Source organism: Paenibacillus sp. PK1-4R (assembly GCF_030369595.1).
Lineage (GTDB): Bacteria > Bacillota > Bacilli > Paenibacillales > Paenibacillaceae > Paenibacillus.
In genome coordinates, this window is the sequence record NZ_CP126535.1 from 1,859,609 (window position 1) to 1,875,715 (window position 16,107).

Annotated in this window: 22 protein-coding genes and 1 riboswitch; of the genes, 20 read left to right on the forward strand and 2 right to left on the reverse strand. The window is 44.2% G+C overall.

Annotated elements, in window-relative coordinates; all coding sequences use genetic code 11:
- Positions 1 to 97: 97 nt before the first annotated feature.
- The 12 genes from QNO02_RS08090 to QNO02_RS08145 all read left to right on the forward strand — a co-directional run bounded on the left by QNO02_RS08090 (position 98) and on the right by QNO02_RS08145 (position 8,782).
- Entirely contained in the window at positions 98 to 877 is a 780-nt protein-coding gene (locus QNO02_RS08090; protein WP_289391732.1) for a hypothetical protein, read from the forward strand.
- A gap of 137 nt (positions 878 to 1,014) precedes the next feature.
- Positions 1,015 to 1,695, forward strand: coding sequence for a zinc dependent phospholipase C family protein (locus tag QNO02_RS08095; RefSeq protein ID WP_133384054.1), 681 nt, complete (start codon positions 1,015 to 1,017; stop codon positions 1,693 to 1,695).
- A gap of 103 nt (positions 1,696 to 1,798) precedes the next feature.
- The gene (locus QNO02_RS08100; RefSeq protein ID WP_289391733.1) at positions 1,799 to 2,221 is read left to right on the forward strand and encodes a YhfM domain-containing protein; all 423 of its coding nucleotides are present in this window, start codon (positions 1,799 to 1,801) and stop codon (positions 2,219 to 2,221) included.
- 27 nt (positions 2,222 to 2,248) lie between these two features.
- A complete protein-coding gene (locus tag QNO02_RS08105; protein WP_289391734.1) occupies positions 2,249 to 2,809 on the forward strand; it encodes a GNAT family N-acetyltransferase in 561 nt (186 codons plus the stop codon).
- Positions 2,810 to 2,941: 132 nt separating this feature from the next.
- Positions 2,942 to 3,439 (forward strand): PH domain-containing protein, encoded by a 498-nt coding sequence (locus tag QNO02_RS08110; RefSeq protein ID WP_289391735.1) that lies wholly within the window; start codon positions 2,942 to 2,944, stop codon positions 3,437 to 3,439.
- The gene (locus QNO02_RS08115) at positions 3,436 to 4,998 is read left to right on the forward strand and encodes a PH domain-containing protein (protein ID WP_289391736.1); all 1,563 of its coding nucleotides are present in this window, start codon (positions 3,436 to 3,438) and stop codon (positions 4,996 to 4,998) included. The genes QNO02_RS08110 and QNO02_RS08115 overlap by 4 nt, the downstream gene beginning before the upstream one ends.
- Before the next feature lie 82 nt (positions 4,999 to 5,080).
- Complete coding sequence (locus tag QNO02_RS08120) at positions 5,081 to 5,857, forward strand: Cof-type HAD-IIB family hydrolase (protein ID WP_289391737.1); 777 nt, start codon at positions 5,081 to 5,083, stop codon at positions 5,855 to 5,857.
- 109 nt (positions 5,858 to 5,966) lie between these two features.
- The gene (locus tag QNO02_RS08125; protein WP_094030640.1) at positions 5,967 to 6,137 is read left to right on the forward strand and encodes a YHYH domain-containing protein; all 171 of its coding nucleotides are present in this window, start codon (positions 5,967 to 5,969) and stop codon (positions 6,135 to 6,137) included.
- A gap of 94 nt (positions 6,138 to 6,231) precedes the next feature.
- On the forward strand, positions 6,232 to 6,693 hold the full coding sequence (locus QNO02_RS08130) for a GNAT family N-acetyltransferase (protein ID WP_249911344.1): 462 nt from the start codon (positions 6,232 to 6,234) through the stop codon (positions 6,691 to 6,693).
- On the forward strand, positions 6,680 to 7,342 hold the full coding sequence (locus QNO02_RS08135) for an HAD family hydrolase (RefSeq protein ID WP_289391740.1): 663 nt from the start codon (positions 6,680 to 6,682) through the stop codon (positions 7,340 to 7,342). Before QNO02_RS08130 ends, QNO02_RS08135 begins: the two co-directional genes overlap by 14 nt.
- A gap of 256 nt (positions 7,343 to 7,598) precedes the next feature.
- Positions 7,599 to 8,111 carry an NUDIX domain-containing protein gene (locus QNO02_RS08140; protein WP_289391741.1) on the forward strand — a complete coding sequence of 171 codons (513 nt, stop codon included), beginning with the start codon at positions 7,599 to 7,601 and terminating at the stop codon, positions 8,109 to 8,111.
- Entirely contained in the window at positions 8,111 to 8,782 is a 672-nt protein-coding gene (locus QNO02_RS08145; RefSeq protein ID WP_289391742.1) for a DUF3298 and DUF4163 domain-containing protein, read from the forward strand. The genes QNO02_RS08140 and QNO02_RS08145 overlap by 1 nt, the downstream gene beginning before the upstream one ends.
- Positions 8,783 to 9,082: 300 nt before the next feature.
- Here QNO02_RS08145 and QNO02_RS08150 read toward each other — a convergent pair whose 3' ends face one another.
- Positions 9,083 to 10,243, reverse strand: a complete 1,161-nt coding sequence (locus tag QNO02_RS08150; protein ID WP_289391744.1) for a glycosyltransferase family 4 protein — start codon at positions 10,241 to 10,243, stop codon at positions 9,083 to 9,085.
- Positions 10,244 to 10,627: 384 nt separating this feature from the next.
- On the opposite strand from QNO02_RS08150, the gene QNO02_RS08155 reads away from it, so the two are divergent.
- Together QNO02_RS08155 and QNO02_RS08160 are read left to right on the forward strand one after the other, a co-directional pair.
- Positions 10,628 to 11,197 carry a DMP19 family protein gene (locus QNO02_RS08155; RefSeq protein WP_091033065.1) on the forward strand — a complete coding sequence of 190 codons (570 nt, stop codon included), beginning with the start codon at positions 10,628 to 10,630 and terminating at the stop codon, positions 11,195 to 11,197.
- A gap of 63 nt (positions 11,198 to 11,260) precedes the next feature.
- Positions 11,261 to 11,545: a hypothetical protein gene (locus tag QNO02_RS08160; RefSeq protein WP_091033063.1), complete on the forward strand. Its 285-nt coding sequence runs from the start codon at positions 11,261 to 11,263 to the stop codon at positions 11,543 to 11,545.
- A 95-nt stretch (positions 11,546 to 11,640) separates the two neighbouring features.
- Here QNO02_RS08160 and QNO02_RS08165 read toward each other — a convergent pair whose 3' ends face one another.
- Positions 11,641 to 12,414 (reverse strand): sporulation protein, encoded by a 774-nt coding sequence (locus QNO02_RS08165; protein WP_091033048.1) that lies wholly within the window; start codon positions 12,412 to 12,414, stop codon positions 11,641 to 11,643.
- Positions 12,415 to 12,596: 182 nt separating this feature from the next.
- Between QNO02_RS08165 and QNO02_RS08170 the strand changes: the two genes are divergently transcribed.
- From QNO02_RS08170 to QNO02_RS08195, 6 genes are read left to right on the forward strand one after another with little or no spacing between them, the layout of a single operon-like run.
- A complete protein-coding gene (locus QNO02_RS08170) occupies positions 12,597 to 13,274 on the forward strand; it encodes a class I SAM-dependent methyltransferase (protein WP_289391749.1) in 678 nt (225 codons plus the stop codon).
- Between the two features lie 6 nt (positions 13,275 to 13,280).
- On the forward strand, positions 13,281 to 13,721 hold the full coding sequence (locus QNO02_RS08175; RefSeq protein WP_091033045.1) for a cupin domain-containing protein: 441 nt from the start codon (positions 13,281 to 13,283) through the stop codon (positions 13,719 to 13,721).
- Positions 13,722 to 13,742: 21 nt separating this feature from the next.
- Positions 13,743 to 14,282: a hypothetical protein gene (locus QNO02_RS08180; RefSeq protein ID WP_289391751.1), complete on the forward strand. Its 540-nt coding sequence runs from the start codon at positions 13,743 to 13,745 to the stop codon at positions 14,280 to 14,282.
- An 8-nt stretch (positions 14,283 to 14,290) separates the two neighbouring features.
- Positions 14,291 to 14,830 carry a GNAT family N-acetyltransferase gene (locus QNO02_RS08185; RefSeq protein ID WP_289392713.1) on the forward strand — a complete coding sequence of 180 codons (540 nt, stop codon included), beginning with the start codon at positions 14,291 to 14,293 and terminating at the stop codon, positions 14,828 to 14,830.
- A gap of 48 nt (positions 14,831 to 14,878) precedes the next feature.
- Positions 14,879 to 15,403: a YfiT family bacillithiol transferase gene (locus tag QNO02_RS08190; protein WP_289391753.1), complete on the forward strand. Its 525-nt coding sequence runs from the start codon at positions 14,879 to 14,881 to the stop codon at positions 15,401 to 15,403.
- A 34-nt stretch (positions 15,404 to 15,437) separates the two neighbouring features.
- On the forward strand, positions 15,438 to 15,953 hold the full coding sequence (locus tag QNO02_RS08195; protein ID WP_091033036.1) for a GNAT family N-acetyltransferase: 516 nt from the start codon (positions 15,438 to 15,440) through the stop codon (positions 15,951 to 15,953).
- Positions 15,954 to 16,008: 55 nt separating this feature from the next.
- Positions 16,009 to 16,090: riboswitch (ZMP/ZTP riboswitch) on the forward strand.
- Positions 16,091 to 16,107: the final 17 nt, after the last annotated feature.

Here is a 16,107-nt window from a genome sequence, read left to right on the forward strand (position 1 = left end):
TCACATTCGAACAGAATTATCATTTTTCTCTCAGTGTTTTATCTTTCCTATTCTAGTATGATTAACGCATCAATCCAGTAAAGAGAGGGTTAATGACATGGATGCTTTTTTAGAGCAAATTAACGAGTTAAACGAGCTTCAGAAGGACTTGGTTAGCCTACATCCTTTGTTTGCAGAACATTATCCAGTGGTTGTAGCCTATGAAGCTTTATTATATATCTATGATTATTCGTCCAAAACGCAGCAATATGAGTGGGTGAAGACGGTTCCGGACGATTTATATATTCCAGATGAATGCCTTGCCGCTATGCCGGTGCACCATATGGACGGACGAATGTGTGCGATTGTAACGGATACAGCGTTCAAAGATCTGGAGCAGAAAGTTTATCTGTTCCACGAATATGTTCATTGTTATGTATATGAGAAATATGATGAGCGGATCGTGAACCGTCTTCAGATTAAACATAAAATGGACCAACTGAAGCGTGTGACATGGGAACTGGATTATGAGTTTCCGTATGAAGATGAAATCGTTATGGAGCGGATTAACTCATTGTTGTCTGCTTTGAAGAGTAAAGACCTGACACTAGTACACACAGCTAGAAAGGCGTTGTTTAGCTCATTAAATGAAGAACAAGCCGAGTACTGGAGCTGGTTGGAGTGGAACGAGGGTTACGCGCGTTATATTGAGAATCTGATTCGGGCAAAATTCGGGCAGGAGAGCAATCATTTTGGAGATACAGCTCCGTTTAATCGTCTAGTATTCTATGAGTGTGGGTCGGAATATATTAGTCTGCTTGTGAAGGAGCACCCGGAGTACCATACGGATCTGGAGCAGTTGTTTGATCAAATGCAAGTGGAGAGAATTCAGGGTTAATCACGCATCTACGGTGAAAAAAAGGTGGAACATCGAAGTCTCACTATTCCAGTGATCTGTACGTTGCACCAGTAGGTTATATCGTTTCTTTTCCTAAGTATAGTAGAATACTTCCCGGATAAAAGGAGATCAACTCTATGCCGTTACCTATGGTTCATCTCAATATTGCTAATCTGATTGCAGACTCGCTGCAAATGCAGGCTGATCGAGGTTCATTCTATCTGGGGAATATCGCCCCGGATTCCATACATATGCGCGAAGGTACAACTAGAGATGATAAGGAATACACCCATTTTAACCCGAAAGATCATGGAGATTACGTTGGTGAACTGAAGGATATCTACTCAAGCTATATGCAACAACTTACCGATGAAGGATGGAAGTGGTTTGTGCGAGGATACTTTATGCATGTGCTGACAGACTATTACTGGTTTCGTAGTGTGCATCCTGAATTCGTCGAACGGGTCAACAAGGTAGATCAATATACAGGCAGTAGCAGATCGAAGGATGAACTAGCGCGTTTATATTACCAGGAGACGGACCAGATCGATTTTAATCTCTATCAAGGTTCAAGTTGGAGCGAAGAGGTATGGCAGGTGCTCAACAGTTCACCGGGTTATGACATGACGGATCGTTTAACTGCGGATGAGATTGTACGCTGGCGGGACCACACGTTTTCTTTTCTTAATGGGGAAGAACCGGGAATTACTCCTGAGTTCATCACGGGTGAGAGAGTTCAGGTATTTGTGGAAGAGACCGTAGAGCGACTGATCGCTATGTTGTCTTCATGGGACCCGGAGTTACGTAACTTGATATGAATATAGATAGTTAGTGAAATTGAGTCATTTCATTATATACTGTATTTAGTACTTCTCTACTCATTACTAGTTTATTTAATACTAAGTCAGGGAGGCATGCAGTATGGTGAGATATGTAGGAGTGTTGCTCGTTTTTGTCATTGCCACGTTCATTGCAGGGTGCAGTAAACCAAATGAATCGAACGCGGAAGAGGGACTTCCTCTGTTGATCACCTTAACCTGTAATCCAGACCTCACTTTGGAACCATGCCAAGATGTTGAGTTTGATCGATCTGATGAGATACGGATCATGATGGAGGCCATACATAAGGCTGAGCGTTTGCCCGGCATTCTCGATTATGGTACACAGTACGACATGAGCATAACAAATGCGGACAGCTCGATAACACGGTATGATTTTTCATTAGGAATGGATCCCAAGATGCAAGGCCTGTTAGTCAACCATGAAGACACGAACACTGGATATAGCATATCCCTTGAGGATTCGAATCAACTAAGAAGACTGATCCAGCGACTTACTGATTAAGAAGGTATATGGAACGGAGAAGAACCTGTGGATGACAAAATTACCATTGAACCTTTGACGCAATCAGATGCAGATGGAGCGTATCAGGTGTTCGAGACAACCATTCCCGCAGCATTTGATCAGGAGGGAATAGGCTCGCTTCTGGATGATATTCAGGATGAAATAACACACAAAAAAGCGATGATTCACGAGGAATTGCATGCAAAGGACAACATAGAAGCAAATGTATTTTTCCTCGTCGCCAAAATGGGAGATGTTATTGTAGGCACTATCTCGTATGGACCGTGTGGTAAGGAGATTCGAGAATGTACAGAGGGCCGGCTGAATGATATCGGAGAACTGGGTAGCCTGTATGTGTTGCCCGAGGTTCAAGGACAGGGGGTTGGTTCGGCGCTCATTCTTGCACTGGTTACTGAACTGCAACGGCTGGGAATCCAGCAATTCTGCCTGGATAGCGGTTACCAGATCGCACAGAAGAAGTGGCAACGCAAATTCGGTGAACCCTATGTCGTGGCAAAGAACTACTGGGGCGAAGGAACAGATCATATGGTTTGGCTGTGTGAAGTACAGGATTTTATACTAAAATGAAACGTACAAAAGAGATGACGACCTGTATTATATAGGGGTCATCTCTTTATCTTTTTGCATCGATCGTGAACGATTGTTCGTACAGTGTACCATGTGTGTTTTTATGTACCCGAGGAAAAAAGGAGTGAACATATGTCAATGCAGTGGAATACACCCAAGCAACGGCTGTCCCCTCATGCAGTAAACCTGTGGAGAATTAGCGCCATCCTATGGAATGTAATAGGTTTCCTGATCCTTGCCGTACTGTTAATACTCGACTCCATCTATGGATGGAAGACGTGGGTCGGTTGGTTGTTGTGGGGCGTTACGGCCATATCGGTGCTCTATGCGGTGTGGGATATTTTCATCCAGCCGTCATGGTTATACAAGCATTGGTACTATGATGTGAATGAGGAGTTCCTGCAGCTGAAGCGTGGGGCGCTAACTAAGGTACATCAGATCATCCCCATGGCGAAAGTGCAATCGGTTACAACTAATCAGGGACCTTTGATGCGAAAATATGGACTCTATTCCGTATCGGTTGGCACGATGGGTTCATCACATGAAATCCCCGCCTTGCCAGAGGAAGTCGCGCTTGCACTTCGGCATCAGATTGCGTCCTATGCGCGAATTAATGAGGTGGATGAATGATCGATATGAAGCGACATCATCCATTAACCATGCTGTGGAGTCTGTGGAAACTGGTGAAGAATTCGTTCGCCATCGTCCTGTTTTTGTTTGTTTTCCGTCAGGGCTCAGAGTCCCAATGGCTCTTCTATGGAAGGATCACCTTTTATGCAGGGATTTTCATCGGCATCGTCTCAATCATCTGGAAGTGGTTTACTTCTCGTTATACAGCAGACGATAAGGCCTTTCACATCTACAGTGGTGTGTTCAACCGTACTCGAAGAACGATACCGTATACCAAGGTCCAGAACGTGAACCGACATACGACGCTGTTTCATCGGTTGTTCCGCGTGACGTCGATTCGATTCGAGACCGGAATCAAGGGAGAAGATGCTACCTTCCAGTTACACGTTGTTTCACTTTCCGAAGCGGAGCAGTTGGAGAAGATTGTAGCGGGTTATATGGCAGAAGATGCAGAAACAGCAGGAGCAACAGAGGAACGTGATACTTTGGATGCAGTTCAGGCTATGAAAGAGGGAGAGACGCAATCCGACCCTGTTATAACTGATGAAGCCATGTCTCTACCTGCAAAAGAAAAACAGGAACGGATTGTTCATTATCATTCCACCCGCAAGGACATATTCAAAGCATCCTTTACCTCGCTCAGCTTTCTCGTACTGATTCCGGTCCTGGCTACGCTCTATTCCTGGGTGAAGGACTTCTTCCCTGATGAAGAAGTAACGGAAAGTATATTATTAACCTGGCTTGATTCCTGGTGGATTGCTGGTTTGATGATTTTGGTTTTGTTGATCATATCTATTGCTCTGGGCATAGTCAGAACCTTCGTAAAGTATGGCAATTTCCAGATCACCTCGGATTCCAAGCGGATCTATATCTCGAAGGGCATGATGGAGCAAACGTCATTTTCAATCCTGAAAGAGCGAGTCCAGGCCGTGAAAATTACACAGTCGCCAATGAAAAGGCTGCTTGGACTGGCGGAAGTAGAACTGACCACTGCAGGTAGTCTGGGAGAATCCGAGCAGGAGGTGAACTCGCTCTATCCCTTCTTGCCTGTGAAGCAAGCCTATACCCTGATAGAGGAGATCCTGCCATCCTATCGGGTTACGCAAGAGATGGAAAAACTTCCACGAATATCACTATGGCTGCGCCTGCTCAAACCTAGCTGGGGATGGATCATGATCACAGGTTTATTGTGGTATTTCAAACCATTGGTGTTTGGGCAGAAGCATGCCTGGTGGATGATTTCGGCGATTCTGCTTGTGTGGATTGCAACATGCAGAGTGATGGACTTTTTCCATACCCGATACATTCTGCATCAGAATTTCATTCAACTTCGAACCGGTGCACTTACTTCAACACTCTTCATCTCCAAACGTGAGAAAGTCATTGAAGTGCAGATCACCCGTAATGTGTTACAGCGTTGGTTCGGTGTGGCTTCCATTCATACGGTAAACCGCGCCAAACCTGTTCTGCATCATCGGGCACATGACATTCCCTTGGATACGGCGGAATCATTTCAATTATGGTACATGGGACGTACCCAAGATGTTCAAACCCGTTAATCGCAAGAGCAAGTGCAGGAAGACTACATCAGGTTATTCTGTACTTGCTCTTTTTAATTGAAGACAGAGGAGGAAGAATAATTTGATTAAAGCTGTGTTCTTTGATGTGGACGGTACATTGCTGAGCGAAATAGATCGGAGTTTATCACCGCGTACAGCTGAGTCGATCCGGGAGTTGATTCGTAAAGGCGTTCAAGTCGTACTCGTCACAGGCAGGCCCTATAATTTATGCGAAGAATTCAGAAATCTCGGAATCGATACGATCATTTCGGCTAATGGAGCATTGATCAAAGCGGGTGATGAAGTGATACATAAGTCTGTACTTTCAGCACAGATGGTTAGAGCATTCAGTGAGTTTGCCGAGTTGCAGAGGCACAGTATTTCATATTTTACAGAGTCATTTGATACGAACGGGTTGTGTACAGCAGATGATCGTGTTACTGACGCCTTAAGAGATACGCTTGGACTCATGGATTCCCCGCAGAAAATCAGCACGTTGGAACAGGACGTATATTGCATCTGTTTATATGCAGATGAAGCGGAGACGGATAAATTCCAGTCCAGATTTCCTTTCTTACGATTCGTGAGATTCCATCCGTATGTAGTTAATGTGCTGGAAGCGAGCGAAGTCAGCAAATCTATAGCCGCAGAGAAAGTTCTCGACTACCTGAAGATATCCAGAGAGGATACAATGGCCTTTGGCGATGGGGAGAATGATGTGGATCTGCTAGATTATGCGGGAATCGGAATTGGGATGGGGAATGGCGGAGAACGAATTAAACAAAACGCCAATTATGTCACCCTGCGGGCAAGTGAAGATGGAGTCACACATGCATTGAAGCAATTTAAGATTTTATGAGAATGGATCGGCTAAAAAGATGAAGGATATCCAAAATGTGGATTTTCATGTAGAATGATATAGCATGTATTAAGCCCTAAAGCATAGGGTGTTGATCGAAGGGTGACTTATGAAAAAGGTTGTTATCGTAATCCTGTCTCTTGTCGTACTTGTTGGTGTATCCTCTTCCGCTTATGCTCATCCAGGCAGACTGGATAAGAACGGTGGACATAACTGTTCAGCCAAATCCAAACAAAAGGGTCTGTGCACGGGTTATCACTATCACAAAAAGAAAAAATGAGAATGAGCTGTACAAGATAAACCCGGCCATCGTTCAATGTATGGTTGGGTTTGCATGTGTACCATTGATTTAACATGTTGGAGGCGGTTACACCATGCGGATTCAGGAGATATCGGTATGGAATCATGACGAATTAGTGCCGATGCTGGCTGAAAGCTCCAGTGAGGGGTTCAGACATATCGAGCGATTAATCCATGAATATGAGACAGGAATCAATACATTTGAGCAAGAAGGTGAAGCGCTTTTTGAATGCAGAATGCACGATAAGGTTGTTGGGATCTGCGGTTTGAACAGAGATCCTTATTCTGAAGTGACGGATACCGGAAGAATTCGCAGGCTTTATGTGATGAGAGAATTTCGAAGACATGGGGTTGGGCGTAGGCTGATGGATGCGGTTATTCAAAAAGCGGAAAATCATTACGCTCGACTGGTTCTGTACACGGATCAACCGGTTGCTGGATCTTTTTATCACAACTTGGGATTTAGAGAAGTGACGAGTATGGAGAAGATAACGCATGTACTGGAATTGGGGGAGAAGGAAGATGGATCATATTAAAGCGGTTATTTTTGATTTGGATAATACGATTCTGAACAGAACGATGACCTTTGACGGCTTCACACAGCGTTTAATTAAGACATATTTTGGTCACCTTAAGTCAACCGAAGATATAAGTAAACGAATTATTGAACTCGACCAGGATGGTTATAAGGACAAACCCCTCCTGTTCAACGAGTTGTTGCATGAACTGCCTTGGGCAGAACATCCGCCACATGCAGAACTAATGGAGTTCTATGGCAGAGAGTATGTGCGAAGTTCAGTTCTGATGGAACAGGCGCGAGAAGTGGTTCAGCATCTGCGGGGGAAATATCAAACCGGGTTAATTACCAATGGGCAGACCGATATCCAGTATGGAAAAATCGATCAACTCGGTATCCGGGAGGATTACGACCATATTATTGTTTCAGAAGAGGCAGGAGTCAAAAAGCCCGATCCACGCATATTTCAGCTTGCGCTGGATCATTTCGGTCTAAGCCCAGAGCAATGCATTTACATTGGCGATCATCCGGTGAACGATATTGAAGGAGCAGCAAGCGTAGGCATGAGCACCATCTGGATGAAGGTCAACCAGCCGTGGCAGGACAGCATTACAACGGGTCCTTTACATACGATTGAGCATCTAAGTGAGTTGAAGAAACTGCTTTAGAAGACGGTTATATAAATTGAATATAACATTTACACAAAACGTAGAGGACAGAAATAACCTAAAGAAGCGAAGCGTTCGCCTTTATCCCCGGATTTTTCCCCTTAGGAAAGGAATCAAAAAATCTGGGGATAACAGCGATCGGAAGGTTGTTCTGTCATCGGAGTGGCTAGTGTAAATATTCTTTAGTTCAGTTTATATAGATAAAGATTACTATAAACAAAGTTTGGAAAGCGAGGAACATATGGAGATTAGACAGATGGCTACAGCGTTTTTGAGCAATGGCTCAGACATGCTGATGATGAAGAAGGCGGGTAGCAGATTGTTTGACTTTGAATTCTGGGGTGGCATTGGCGGACATCTGGAACAAGGGGAACTGAACGTACCCATGAGCGCCAGCTATCGCGAGATTGAAGAAGAGACCGGGTTCACGCAAGAGGATGTCGAACACTTTCGGCTTCGATATATTCTGTTGGAAGTTAACGGTGGTGAGATTTGGCAGCAGTTTGTATATTTCGGAGAGACCAGGCATCGACATTTTGTGCCCTCGGATGAAGGCGAGTTATTCTGGATACCGCTGGATGAGGTGTTGGACTTACATTCGTCTATTCTGATCAAAGCAACGCTTAGGCACTATTTACAACATCCGGGAGCAGAGGACATCTGGATTGGCAACGTTCAGAGCGGAACAGACCAAAAGGGCACTCCACAGGTAATATGGAACAGAATGCAGGAAACGATATCATTTGAGCCAAAGGGGGTTAATCGATAATGTTGAAATATAGAATGGAAAGAAAAAAATTGAGATGGATAAATTACCTGTTGATCATTGTACTGATTGCTATCATTCTTCCGAGTAGTCATGTAGAGGCAGGCAGCACGATTACAGTGAAAACGAAGGTCCAATATTACAAAGGACAGCCATACATACATCTAACAGGTGGAAATAAATCTGTGACGGATAAGCTGAACAAGACATTTAAACTCCACGCAGTGAAAGCAGCTCGCTTGGACAAAGAAGAAAAGAAATCAAACAAAAATTATTTCTACATTACCATGGCCAGTGTAAAATACAATGCAAAAGAAAAGTTATCTGTGGTATATGAAGATCATGTATACACTGGCGGAGCACATGGAATGGATGCGACAAAATCATATAACTATGATTTAAGAACGGGGAAAGAACTGAGGCTAAGCGAGTATGTCAAAGACGATACTCAGATGGAGAAGGTAGAGAAATCAATCTCGAACAGTCTATTAGCCATGTATAATGCAGGAGTTTCTATTTTTGAAGAAAATATTTATGATTTTCAGCTTGATCAAACAACTGAATTCTTTTTATATGATAAAGGAATTGTCGTCCGATTCCACCCTTATGAGGTTGCACCTTACGCTAAAGGGTTTGTAGATATCAAAGTCCCGTTCAGTAAATTCAACACATAGATGGTATGCAATAAAAGGCATGATCCAGTCAATGAGATCATGTCTTTTTTCTATATATACAATCATTCATAATATTTTAAAAAAATTCAATAACTTAGGCTTCTAAATGTCTGCATACCGTGTGAATAGCTCAACCCGATCCAAGAAGGAGGTTTTGTTATGAAACGTATTGGAGACATGTTTCAGGCTAACCGTAGCAGATTGTGAATGCTATGGCAGCCTGAACGAGCGAACCGGTTTAATTTTGCATAGGGCAGTGGCGGTTGTTATGGGTTGTTGGAATAACCTCAAGACATCTGATTACGCTGTAATAATTCGATCTTTCGTTCGTCTGTTCCGATGTTCTATAGCCTCCTCATAATCCCCGATTAGTGTATCAAAAATATGCTCCCACGACCGCTGCTCAGCCAGCTTTCTGCCTTCCAGTCCCATCATCCTCAATTGGTTCACGTGATTTCCCCAGAGACATATCTCCCGAATCAGTGCATCAGCCTGACCTGGCTCAAATAACACACCATTGCGGTGGTGGGACACCAGATCCTTTACACCTCCGGCATTGGCCGCCACCACAGGGAGTCCTGAAGCCATCGCTTCCAGTACCACATTGCCAAATGTCTCCGTAGAGGAAGGAAACACAAACAGATCTGCCGAAGCATACATAACAGCAAGTTCCTCGCCATGCATATAACCTGTAAAGGTGACATTGGGTGGGGATTGCAGACGCATTTTCGGGAGAGATGGGCCGTCACCAACGATGATCCAGTGTACACGGGACTGCATTTCCTGGGGCAGCTGCTGCATGGTAGTCGTGAGTGTAGCGATATCTTTTTCCGGGGCAATGCGTCCAACGTAGAGTAAAATAAGGGGAGCGGTGATGTGGTATCGTTCACGGATCTCCGAGCTGCGTTTATCAGGGGAGTACAGATTACAATCAATCCCGCGAGACCAAAGTTTCAGACGCTGAATGCCTTGGGCTTGCAGGGTGTTTAACGTTTCCTGCGATGGCGTTAGGGTTGCATCACAGGCACGGTGGAACCACTGGATATACTTCCAGTAGAGAGGAATCATGCTTTTCAACCGGTAGTATTCGAGATAACGATCAAAGTGGGTATGGTAGGAGACAACATGCGGAAGATGGTGTTTGAGTGCATACCTCAGGCCAAGCAGCCCCATATTAAAAGGCGTAGCGATGTGCAGCAGATCGGGTTGGAAGGTTTGTAGCTGCTTGTGCGTGTCTGCTCTGTTGGGTAGAGCGATGCGACATTCGGGATACAGAAAAAAAGGGATGTTGGCAACCGATCGGACTTGAGTCTCATGGCTTCCTTCAATGACGGAGTTCGGAGTAAACAGCAGATGTTCAATTCTTCTGCGGTTCAGATGGTTACTTAAGCGGTGGAGCGTGCCAGCAACACCATTGGTTTCCGGAAGATAGGTGTCTGTGAACAAGACCAGGCGCATCATTACCCCTCCCAAGACTCGTGATGCCAAGATCATAACAGCGGAACATTTTCCAGAGGTCAAGTGCACGTTAACTTGACGATATTCCCTGTAAAATGACTTCGGTACGAACATGTAAACTTCCATAAGTTCAACTTGTATAGCGTATTCTGCTATGATGTAATAACGTGTCGGCGTAGTTGAACTTGAAATTTACACGAAACGGAGAGGGCAGAAAAAAACTGAAGAAGCGGAGCGTTCGCCTTTATCAACGGATTTTCCCATTTAATAAAGGGAGTGAAAAAATCTGGGGATAACAGCGATCGGAAGTTTATTCTGACCGCGTAGTGGTCCAGTGTAACATTCGTTCAAACTATTCAGACAGAGAGATACAGGAGGCAGAGAAAGATGAACAAGTTACAAGAAGAATTGCAGGAGTTGTTACCACTCGATCAGCTTGAAGAGATGTCAGGTGAAGAAGTGGTGGGGAGTGTTGCCATGGACCTTTACCGGGCTGAATTTGCGACAATTCGAGAAAGTGGGCAGGAACTTCCGCAAGTATTGCGAGATATCATTCTGATCACCGATCTCGATACCGAGCTGTCCATGAACGGGATGACCGGTTTCCTTGAGAATGCCAGCGGGCAGTACCTGGGTGAGACGATAACAGCTATGGAGCGGATCGGCAATGATGCAGATGCCGTGATCTTGAAGAAGATAGAGCAGATGTTGTCCGAAAGCGGCGTAACGCACGGGCAATTACGAGATAATGTGAATGGGCTGTCCGAGAACGACATCACGACAAGCCTGCAAACACACGGGGAACAGATTCATGAGGTATTACAGCAGATTGAACTGGAAGCCGCGAATTTGAGCATGCAATCGGATAACGAAGAAAGCTTCGACTTGCTGTATCAGTATGTGGATGAAAATAAAGATCGTCTAAAACAGGAGATGCAGCACATTTTGTCCAATTAAATGGAAAGAGACTTCGTATAAAGCAATCCTTCACAACCATAATTGAGGAGGTAAATGACAAGCATGAACAAACGATTAGCAATGGAATCCGTTCTGGTTACCCTGTTATTCATCATCGGTTTTGCAGCTTGGAATGTCGTCCAAGGTATGATCATGACTATGAATTACGTACCTGATCTGACAAACACCGCTACCTACGGTAACCCATTACAATCCAAAGTTGCTTTTGGAACTATTGTTCGGTGGGATACAACATCCATGATCATGGCTGTTGCCGGATTCGTTTTGCTCGCCGCAGCATATTACGGGCTTCGATCAGGAATGCAGCGTTGGACACAGCGTTCTTGAAGTATTGTCTTGTGAAACTGAACCAACCAAAAAACCGTCCTTCATCAGATTTGTCTGATAGAGGACGGTTTTTATTCGTTAACACAAACTATAGATTAGATATGTTTGGAAATGATTTCTTCCAGTCCTTGAGCGACAGAATGCGCCCCTCGCGCCAGATGTCTTTCATACAGATGCAGGCGGACAAAGCTCTCATCCGTACCCATGGCTTCGGAGAATATTCCACTGAGCCCACGAGACCGGCGATCGATCTGTAATAGCAGCTCCAGCGAATCGCCCATCGGATAGAACAGCACTTCCAACTCATCCAGATGCCCACGGAATTTGTTTGTTGGTACAAATTCAAATTCCTGTACAAATGGCAGATTGCCGCCCAGCTTTGGTGCGTAGTCATTGGTTACTTCACGCAGTTTGAAACCAAGGATATCAATTGCATCGAGCACGGTGTTCATGTCTTTACTAGGAACAACATGCAGTCTGTCCCGGTCTGAGGGGTCTACAGCACTTGAAATATCGAGGCCCGTCTCTACCCATACCTCTGCACGATGCAGTGTAATCGGCAGATTTTCTGGCAGGTCAAATGAGAAGTCTTTCTCCAATTTGGCTCCGGGCTGTAATGTGAAACCTTCGGTGAGCAAATATTTGGCTATAACGGCTGTTTCTTTTACTTTGCGATCATCGCGCTCCCGTATGTAATGGGTTTTAATTGAAAGATAGATTCGATCTACATTCTGTTCCACATCTCCACCTTCAATGTACACAACCCCCGAGATGATTCCTCCAGGCGTGACCTCTGGTGTATGCAATTCCGTATTTACTTTGGCTGCTCCAACACCTACACTGGCTAACATTTTCTTGAAAAATGACATGCGCTCAACCTCCAGATCAGATGGTTTACTATTTGGGGATAAATACGACTTCGACCTTAATACGGAAACTGGAAGAGAAGCGTTTCAAATTTTAGCAAAGATATATCGCATATCCAAACAGGAGAATCGACTTACCTATGTCGAATGTTTAAATAAAGGAATTTTTTGTAAGGAGGAACTCTATGAGCATGGAATGGTACGATATGATTGCACGACGTAATGGGGGCTACAAGGGTAGAGCTTTGTTTACGCTGGAAGGTAACTCTGCTGAAGATATTTTTGAAGAGCGGTTGATTAAGCTTCTGCCTCAGTATACATCCGTGCTCGATGCAGGCTGTGGACATGGGGAGTTTACGTTGAAAATGTCGGAATATACCGATCACATTATGGGGTTTGATAATTCGGAAGAGATGATAAAGATAGCCCAAAACAGTCTTTATTCAAGCACGATAACAAATGTGGAATTTGTCTGCGTCAGCACAAAAGAAAAGATGCCATTTGAAGATAAGCAATTTGGTCTGATCTATGATCGCAGAGGTCCAACTTCCATTATTGAACATGGGAGATTGCTGCAAAAGGCTGGAGTTATGATTGGTATTCATACGGATATAACAAAGGTACGTGAGCGTTTGGAAAGAAATGCATTTAAGGAGATCAAGATCGAGGAATATAACGAGGCACTTATGATTTTCTCGGATGAAAAAGAGTTTGCCATCTTTCTCTCCGATATCCCCGGTAACCCGGATTATACACAGCCTGAGTACCGGGAACAGCTGGAAGTCAAGCTGAAGGAGAACCAGGTTGATGGTAGAATTGCTGTAAGAGAATGCAAGTATATTTGGCAGGCCATAAGGAGCTGAAGCCGAGTGAACATAGAATTTTCAGAACAGAAATATGGTGAAACGGGTGTCAAAACCAGCTTCGAGCAGATGGCGAACGGGGAACAGAAATATAAAATGATAGCAGAAGATGGCAGTTATTATTGTAGAACCGTTGCCTCTTCCCACGGAGCATGGCAAAACAGTCATGTACATATCAATCTAACGGAGTTTTATGTGGTGCAAACCGGATGGATTGCGTATGCCAGTTATGGAGACGATCAGATGTTTTCGATTCGAGTGATGCGTGCAGGAGAGCACATCATTGTCCAACCTGGAGTCCACCATAATATATACATGTCTGCACATAGCGCGATACATACCATTAAGCATGGATTGAACACCTCCAGTGATTGGATGGCATCACCTGAGTTGGATAGGTTAACTCAATCTTTAACAGAGAAGAAGCTACTCCAGAAGTATGATTAACCAGAGGGGAGGATCAGACAGATGCGTAAAAGTACAATATTTTGGCTTACGGGAATAGCCATAATTCTCTTGGTGACTCTGCTCATATACAGCTATGTAATTCCAAGTGTGAGTGCACAGGATGTTGTGATGGCAGGCACAATCAGGCAGATTGATACGGATGCAGTTGAGATAGAGTTAGAGATAACGCGAAAAAGAGAAGACAAGGATCAACATATGCTGTATCCCGTTGTCCCTGGATGGGAAGGGGTCACATTCACTGAGGAACAAGATGATGCGTGGTACATGCCTTCGTCTGTTGGCAGCTCCTATTTGGATCAAGTCATTCTGGAAAAGTATCTGAAGGCGCAGGGGAAAACCATGAAATCAACTGATAATCTGATAGGATTTGCGATACCTGATGAGATAGGGAGCTACAAGTTGCGGTTAACGCTCAAATCTTTGGATGGAACGACTCAGCCGCTTGAGAATCCCATGGTGTATTATGTTCACAACGAACATTTGTTAGGGAAGGATCTGAGTTGGGTTACGGGTGAGAATCTGGAGATCAATAAGGAGTAATCAGAATGATGAATGTATATGAATCGAATGAAATCACCGTACGTTTCTTGGAAACAGAAGATGAACGACATCTGGTGAAGTGGCTGTCAGACCCGGAAGTTCTTCAATACTATGAAGGACGTGATCGGCCGCATGATTTGGAGCAAGTGAGAGAACATTTTTACAATCAGAAAGATGATGCTACTCGTTGTATCGTTGAGTATGGAGGACATCCGATTGGATACATTCAGTTCTATGAGCTTGAGGAAGAAGAACGAACGGAGTATGGTTATGGAGATACGGATGATATCATCTATGGAACGGATCAGTTTATTGGTGAGGTAGACTACTGGAATAAAGGCATGGGTACACAATTGATACAATCCATGCTGGCTTATCTGATTAATGAGAAACAAGCCCGTAAAGTGGTTATGGACCCTCAATCCTGGAACTTGCGAGCGATATCCTGTTACGAGAAATGTGGTTTCCAAAAGATTAAGCTGATGGAGAAACATGAGCAGCATGAAGGACAGATGCGAGACTGTTGGCTTATGGAATATGCTCCTTAGATAATGTTAAAAGTTATTTTGAATCATAGAAACAAGGAGGAATAATGAATGGATGAAAGATTTCCGATAGGACCTTTTGTACACACGGGTGAAGTTACTTTGGCACAGCGGGAGAAGTGGATTCAGGACATTGCTGAGTTGCCTGAACGCGCACGTGAAGCGGTAAAGGGACTAAGTGAAGAGCAATTAAGTCTGCCGTATCGAGAAGGTGGATGGATGCTCAAACAGGTCATTCACCACATGGCAGACAGCCATATGAACAGTATGATTCGTTTCAAGTTGGCACTGACAGAGGATACACCAACGATTCGGCCTTATTATGAAGAACGCTGGGCTGAATTGAGTGATTCAAGAGACTTGGATGTTGAATTCTCGCTTCAGATTCTGGATGCCCTCCATCGTCGTTGGGTGTTTCTGTTAAACGCGCTGACAGATGCAGATTATGCCAAACAATTTTATCATCCCTCATCGGAAGAAACGACAAGACTGGATTATAATCTGGGCATGTATGCTTGGCATGGCAAACACCATGTTGCTCACATCACATCGCTTCGGGAGAGACTGGGAATATAGCAAGGAGAAATATCTTTTTAAGGAGGATTCATCATTGAGTGTACATATCAGACTATTAAATGAGAGCGATCCTGTAATCATATCAAAGGCGTTTCAGGAGCAGGGTTGGGGGAGATTCGCTGAGCAGTATCTTCGTTACTTGGCTGAACAACAGAATGGGGAGCGCGTAACCTTGGTAGCCGAGTTAAATGGAGAATTTGCCGGATACGTGAATGTATTGTGGTATTCCAGCTACCCGTCTTTCAGGGAACAAGGCATTCCCGAAATTAACGATTTTAATGTGCTGATGAAGTTCCAGCGCCAAGGTATTGGTTCACGGTTGATGGACCGAGCAGAGGAAGTTATTCTGGAACGAACGGATGTAGCAGGCATTGGTGTAGGTGTGTTTTCCGATTATGGCAAAGCGCAAGTTCTATATGCCCATCGCGGGTACATACCAGACGGTCACGGTGTACACAAACATGATCATTACATTCAGCCGGGTGAAGAAACGATTATGGACGACGATGTTGTACTTTATCTTACGAAGAAGTTAAAAGACGCGCAATAATTTTCATCATATATATACAGTGATGAAAGATGTCATGTATACTAGTTGTTAAATATCTGTTGTGTGTGACTGGCGTAAACGTGGAGTGAACCACGAGGAAGCACATATATTATATGCCGTACGCCTGGGCAAAGTGTTTGATCTTTTGATCAAA

Excerpts from the sequence above, each read along its gene's own strand:
- QNO02_RS08130 (WP_249911344.1), top strand. The coding sequence starts at position 6,232 with ATGCGGATTCAGGAGATATCGGTATGGAATCATGACGAATTAGTGCCG.
- QNO02_RS08145 (WP_289391742.1), top strand. The coding sequence starts at position 8,111 with ATGTTGAAATATAGAATGGAAAGAAAAAAATTGAGATGGATAAATTAC.
- QNO02_RS08185 (WP_289392713.1), top strand. The coding sequence starts at position 14,291 with ATGAATGTATATGAATCGAATGAAATCACCGTACGTTTCTTGGAAACA.
- QNO02_RS08170 (WP_289391749.1), top strand. The coding sequence starts at position 12,597 with ATGAGCATGGAATGGTACGATATGATTGCACGACGTAATGGGGGCTAC.
- QNO02_RS08150 (WP_289391744.1), bottom strand. The coding sequence starts at position 10,243 with ATGATGCGCCTGGTCTTGTTCACAGACACCTATCTTCCGGAAACCAAT.
- QNO02_RS08155 (WP_091033065.1), top strand. The coding sequence starts at position 10,628 with ATGAACAAGTTACAAGAAGAATTGCAGGAGTTGTTACCACTCGATCAG.
- QNO02_RS08115 (WP_289391736.1), top strand. The coding sequence starts at position 3,436 with ATGATCGATATGAAGCGACATCATCCATTAACCATGCTGTGGAGTCTG.
- QNO02_RS08110 (WP_289391735.1), top strand. The coding sequence starts at position 2,942 with ATGTCAATGCAGTGGAATACACCCAAGCAACGGCTGTCCCCTCATGCA.
- QNO02_RS08180 (WP_289391751.1), top strand. The coding sequence starts at position 13,743 with ATGCGTAAAAGTACAATATTTTGGCTTACGGGAATAGCCATAATTCTC.
- QNO02_RS08100 (WP_289391733.1), top strand. The coding sequence starts at position 1,799 with ATGGTGAGATATGTAGGAGTGTTGCTCGTTTTTGTCATTGCCACGTTC.
- QNO02_RS08165 (WP_091033048.1), bottom strand. The coding sequence starts at position 12,414 with ATGTCATTTTTCAAGAAAATGTTAGCCAGTGTAGGTGTTGGAGCAGCC.
- QNO02_RS08095 (WP_133384054.1), top strand. The coding sequence starts at position 1,015 with ATGCCGTTACCTATGGTTCATCTCAATATTGCTAATCTGATTGCAGAC.
- QNO02_RS08090 (WP_289391732.1), top strand. The coding sequence starts at position 98 with ATGGATGCTTTTTTAGAGCAAATTAACGAGTTAAACGAGCTTCAGAAG.
- QNO02_RS08140 (WP_289391741.1), top strand. The coding sequence starts at position 7,599 with ATGGCTACAGCGTTTTTGAGCAATGGCTCAGACATGCTGATGATGAAG.
- QNO02_RS08160 (WP_091033063.1), top strand. The coding sequence starts at position 11,261 with ATGAACAAACGATTAGCAATGGAATCCGTTCTGGTTACCCTGTTATTC.
- QNO02_RS08125 (WP_094030640.1), top strand. The coding sequence starts at position 5,967 with ATGAAAAAGGTTGTTATCGTAATCCTGTCTCTTGTCGTACTTGTTGGT.
- QNO02_RS08190 (WP_289391753.1), top strand. The coding sequence starts at position 14,879 with ATGGATGAAAGATTTCCGATAGGACCTTTTGTACACACGGGTGAAGTT.
- QNO02_RS08135 (WP_289391740.1), top strand. The coding sequence starts at position 6,680 with ATGGATCATATTAAAGCGGTTATTTTTGATTTGGATAATACGATTCTG.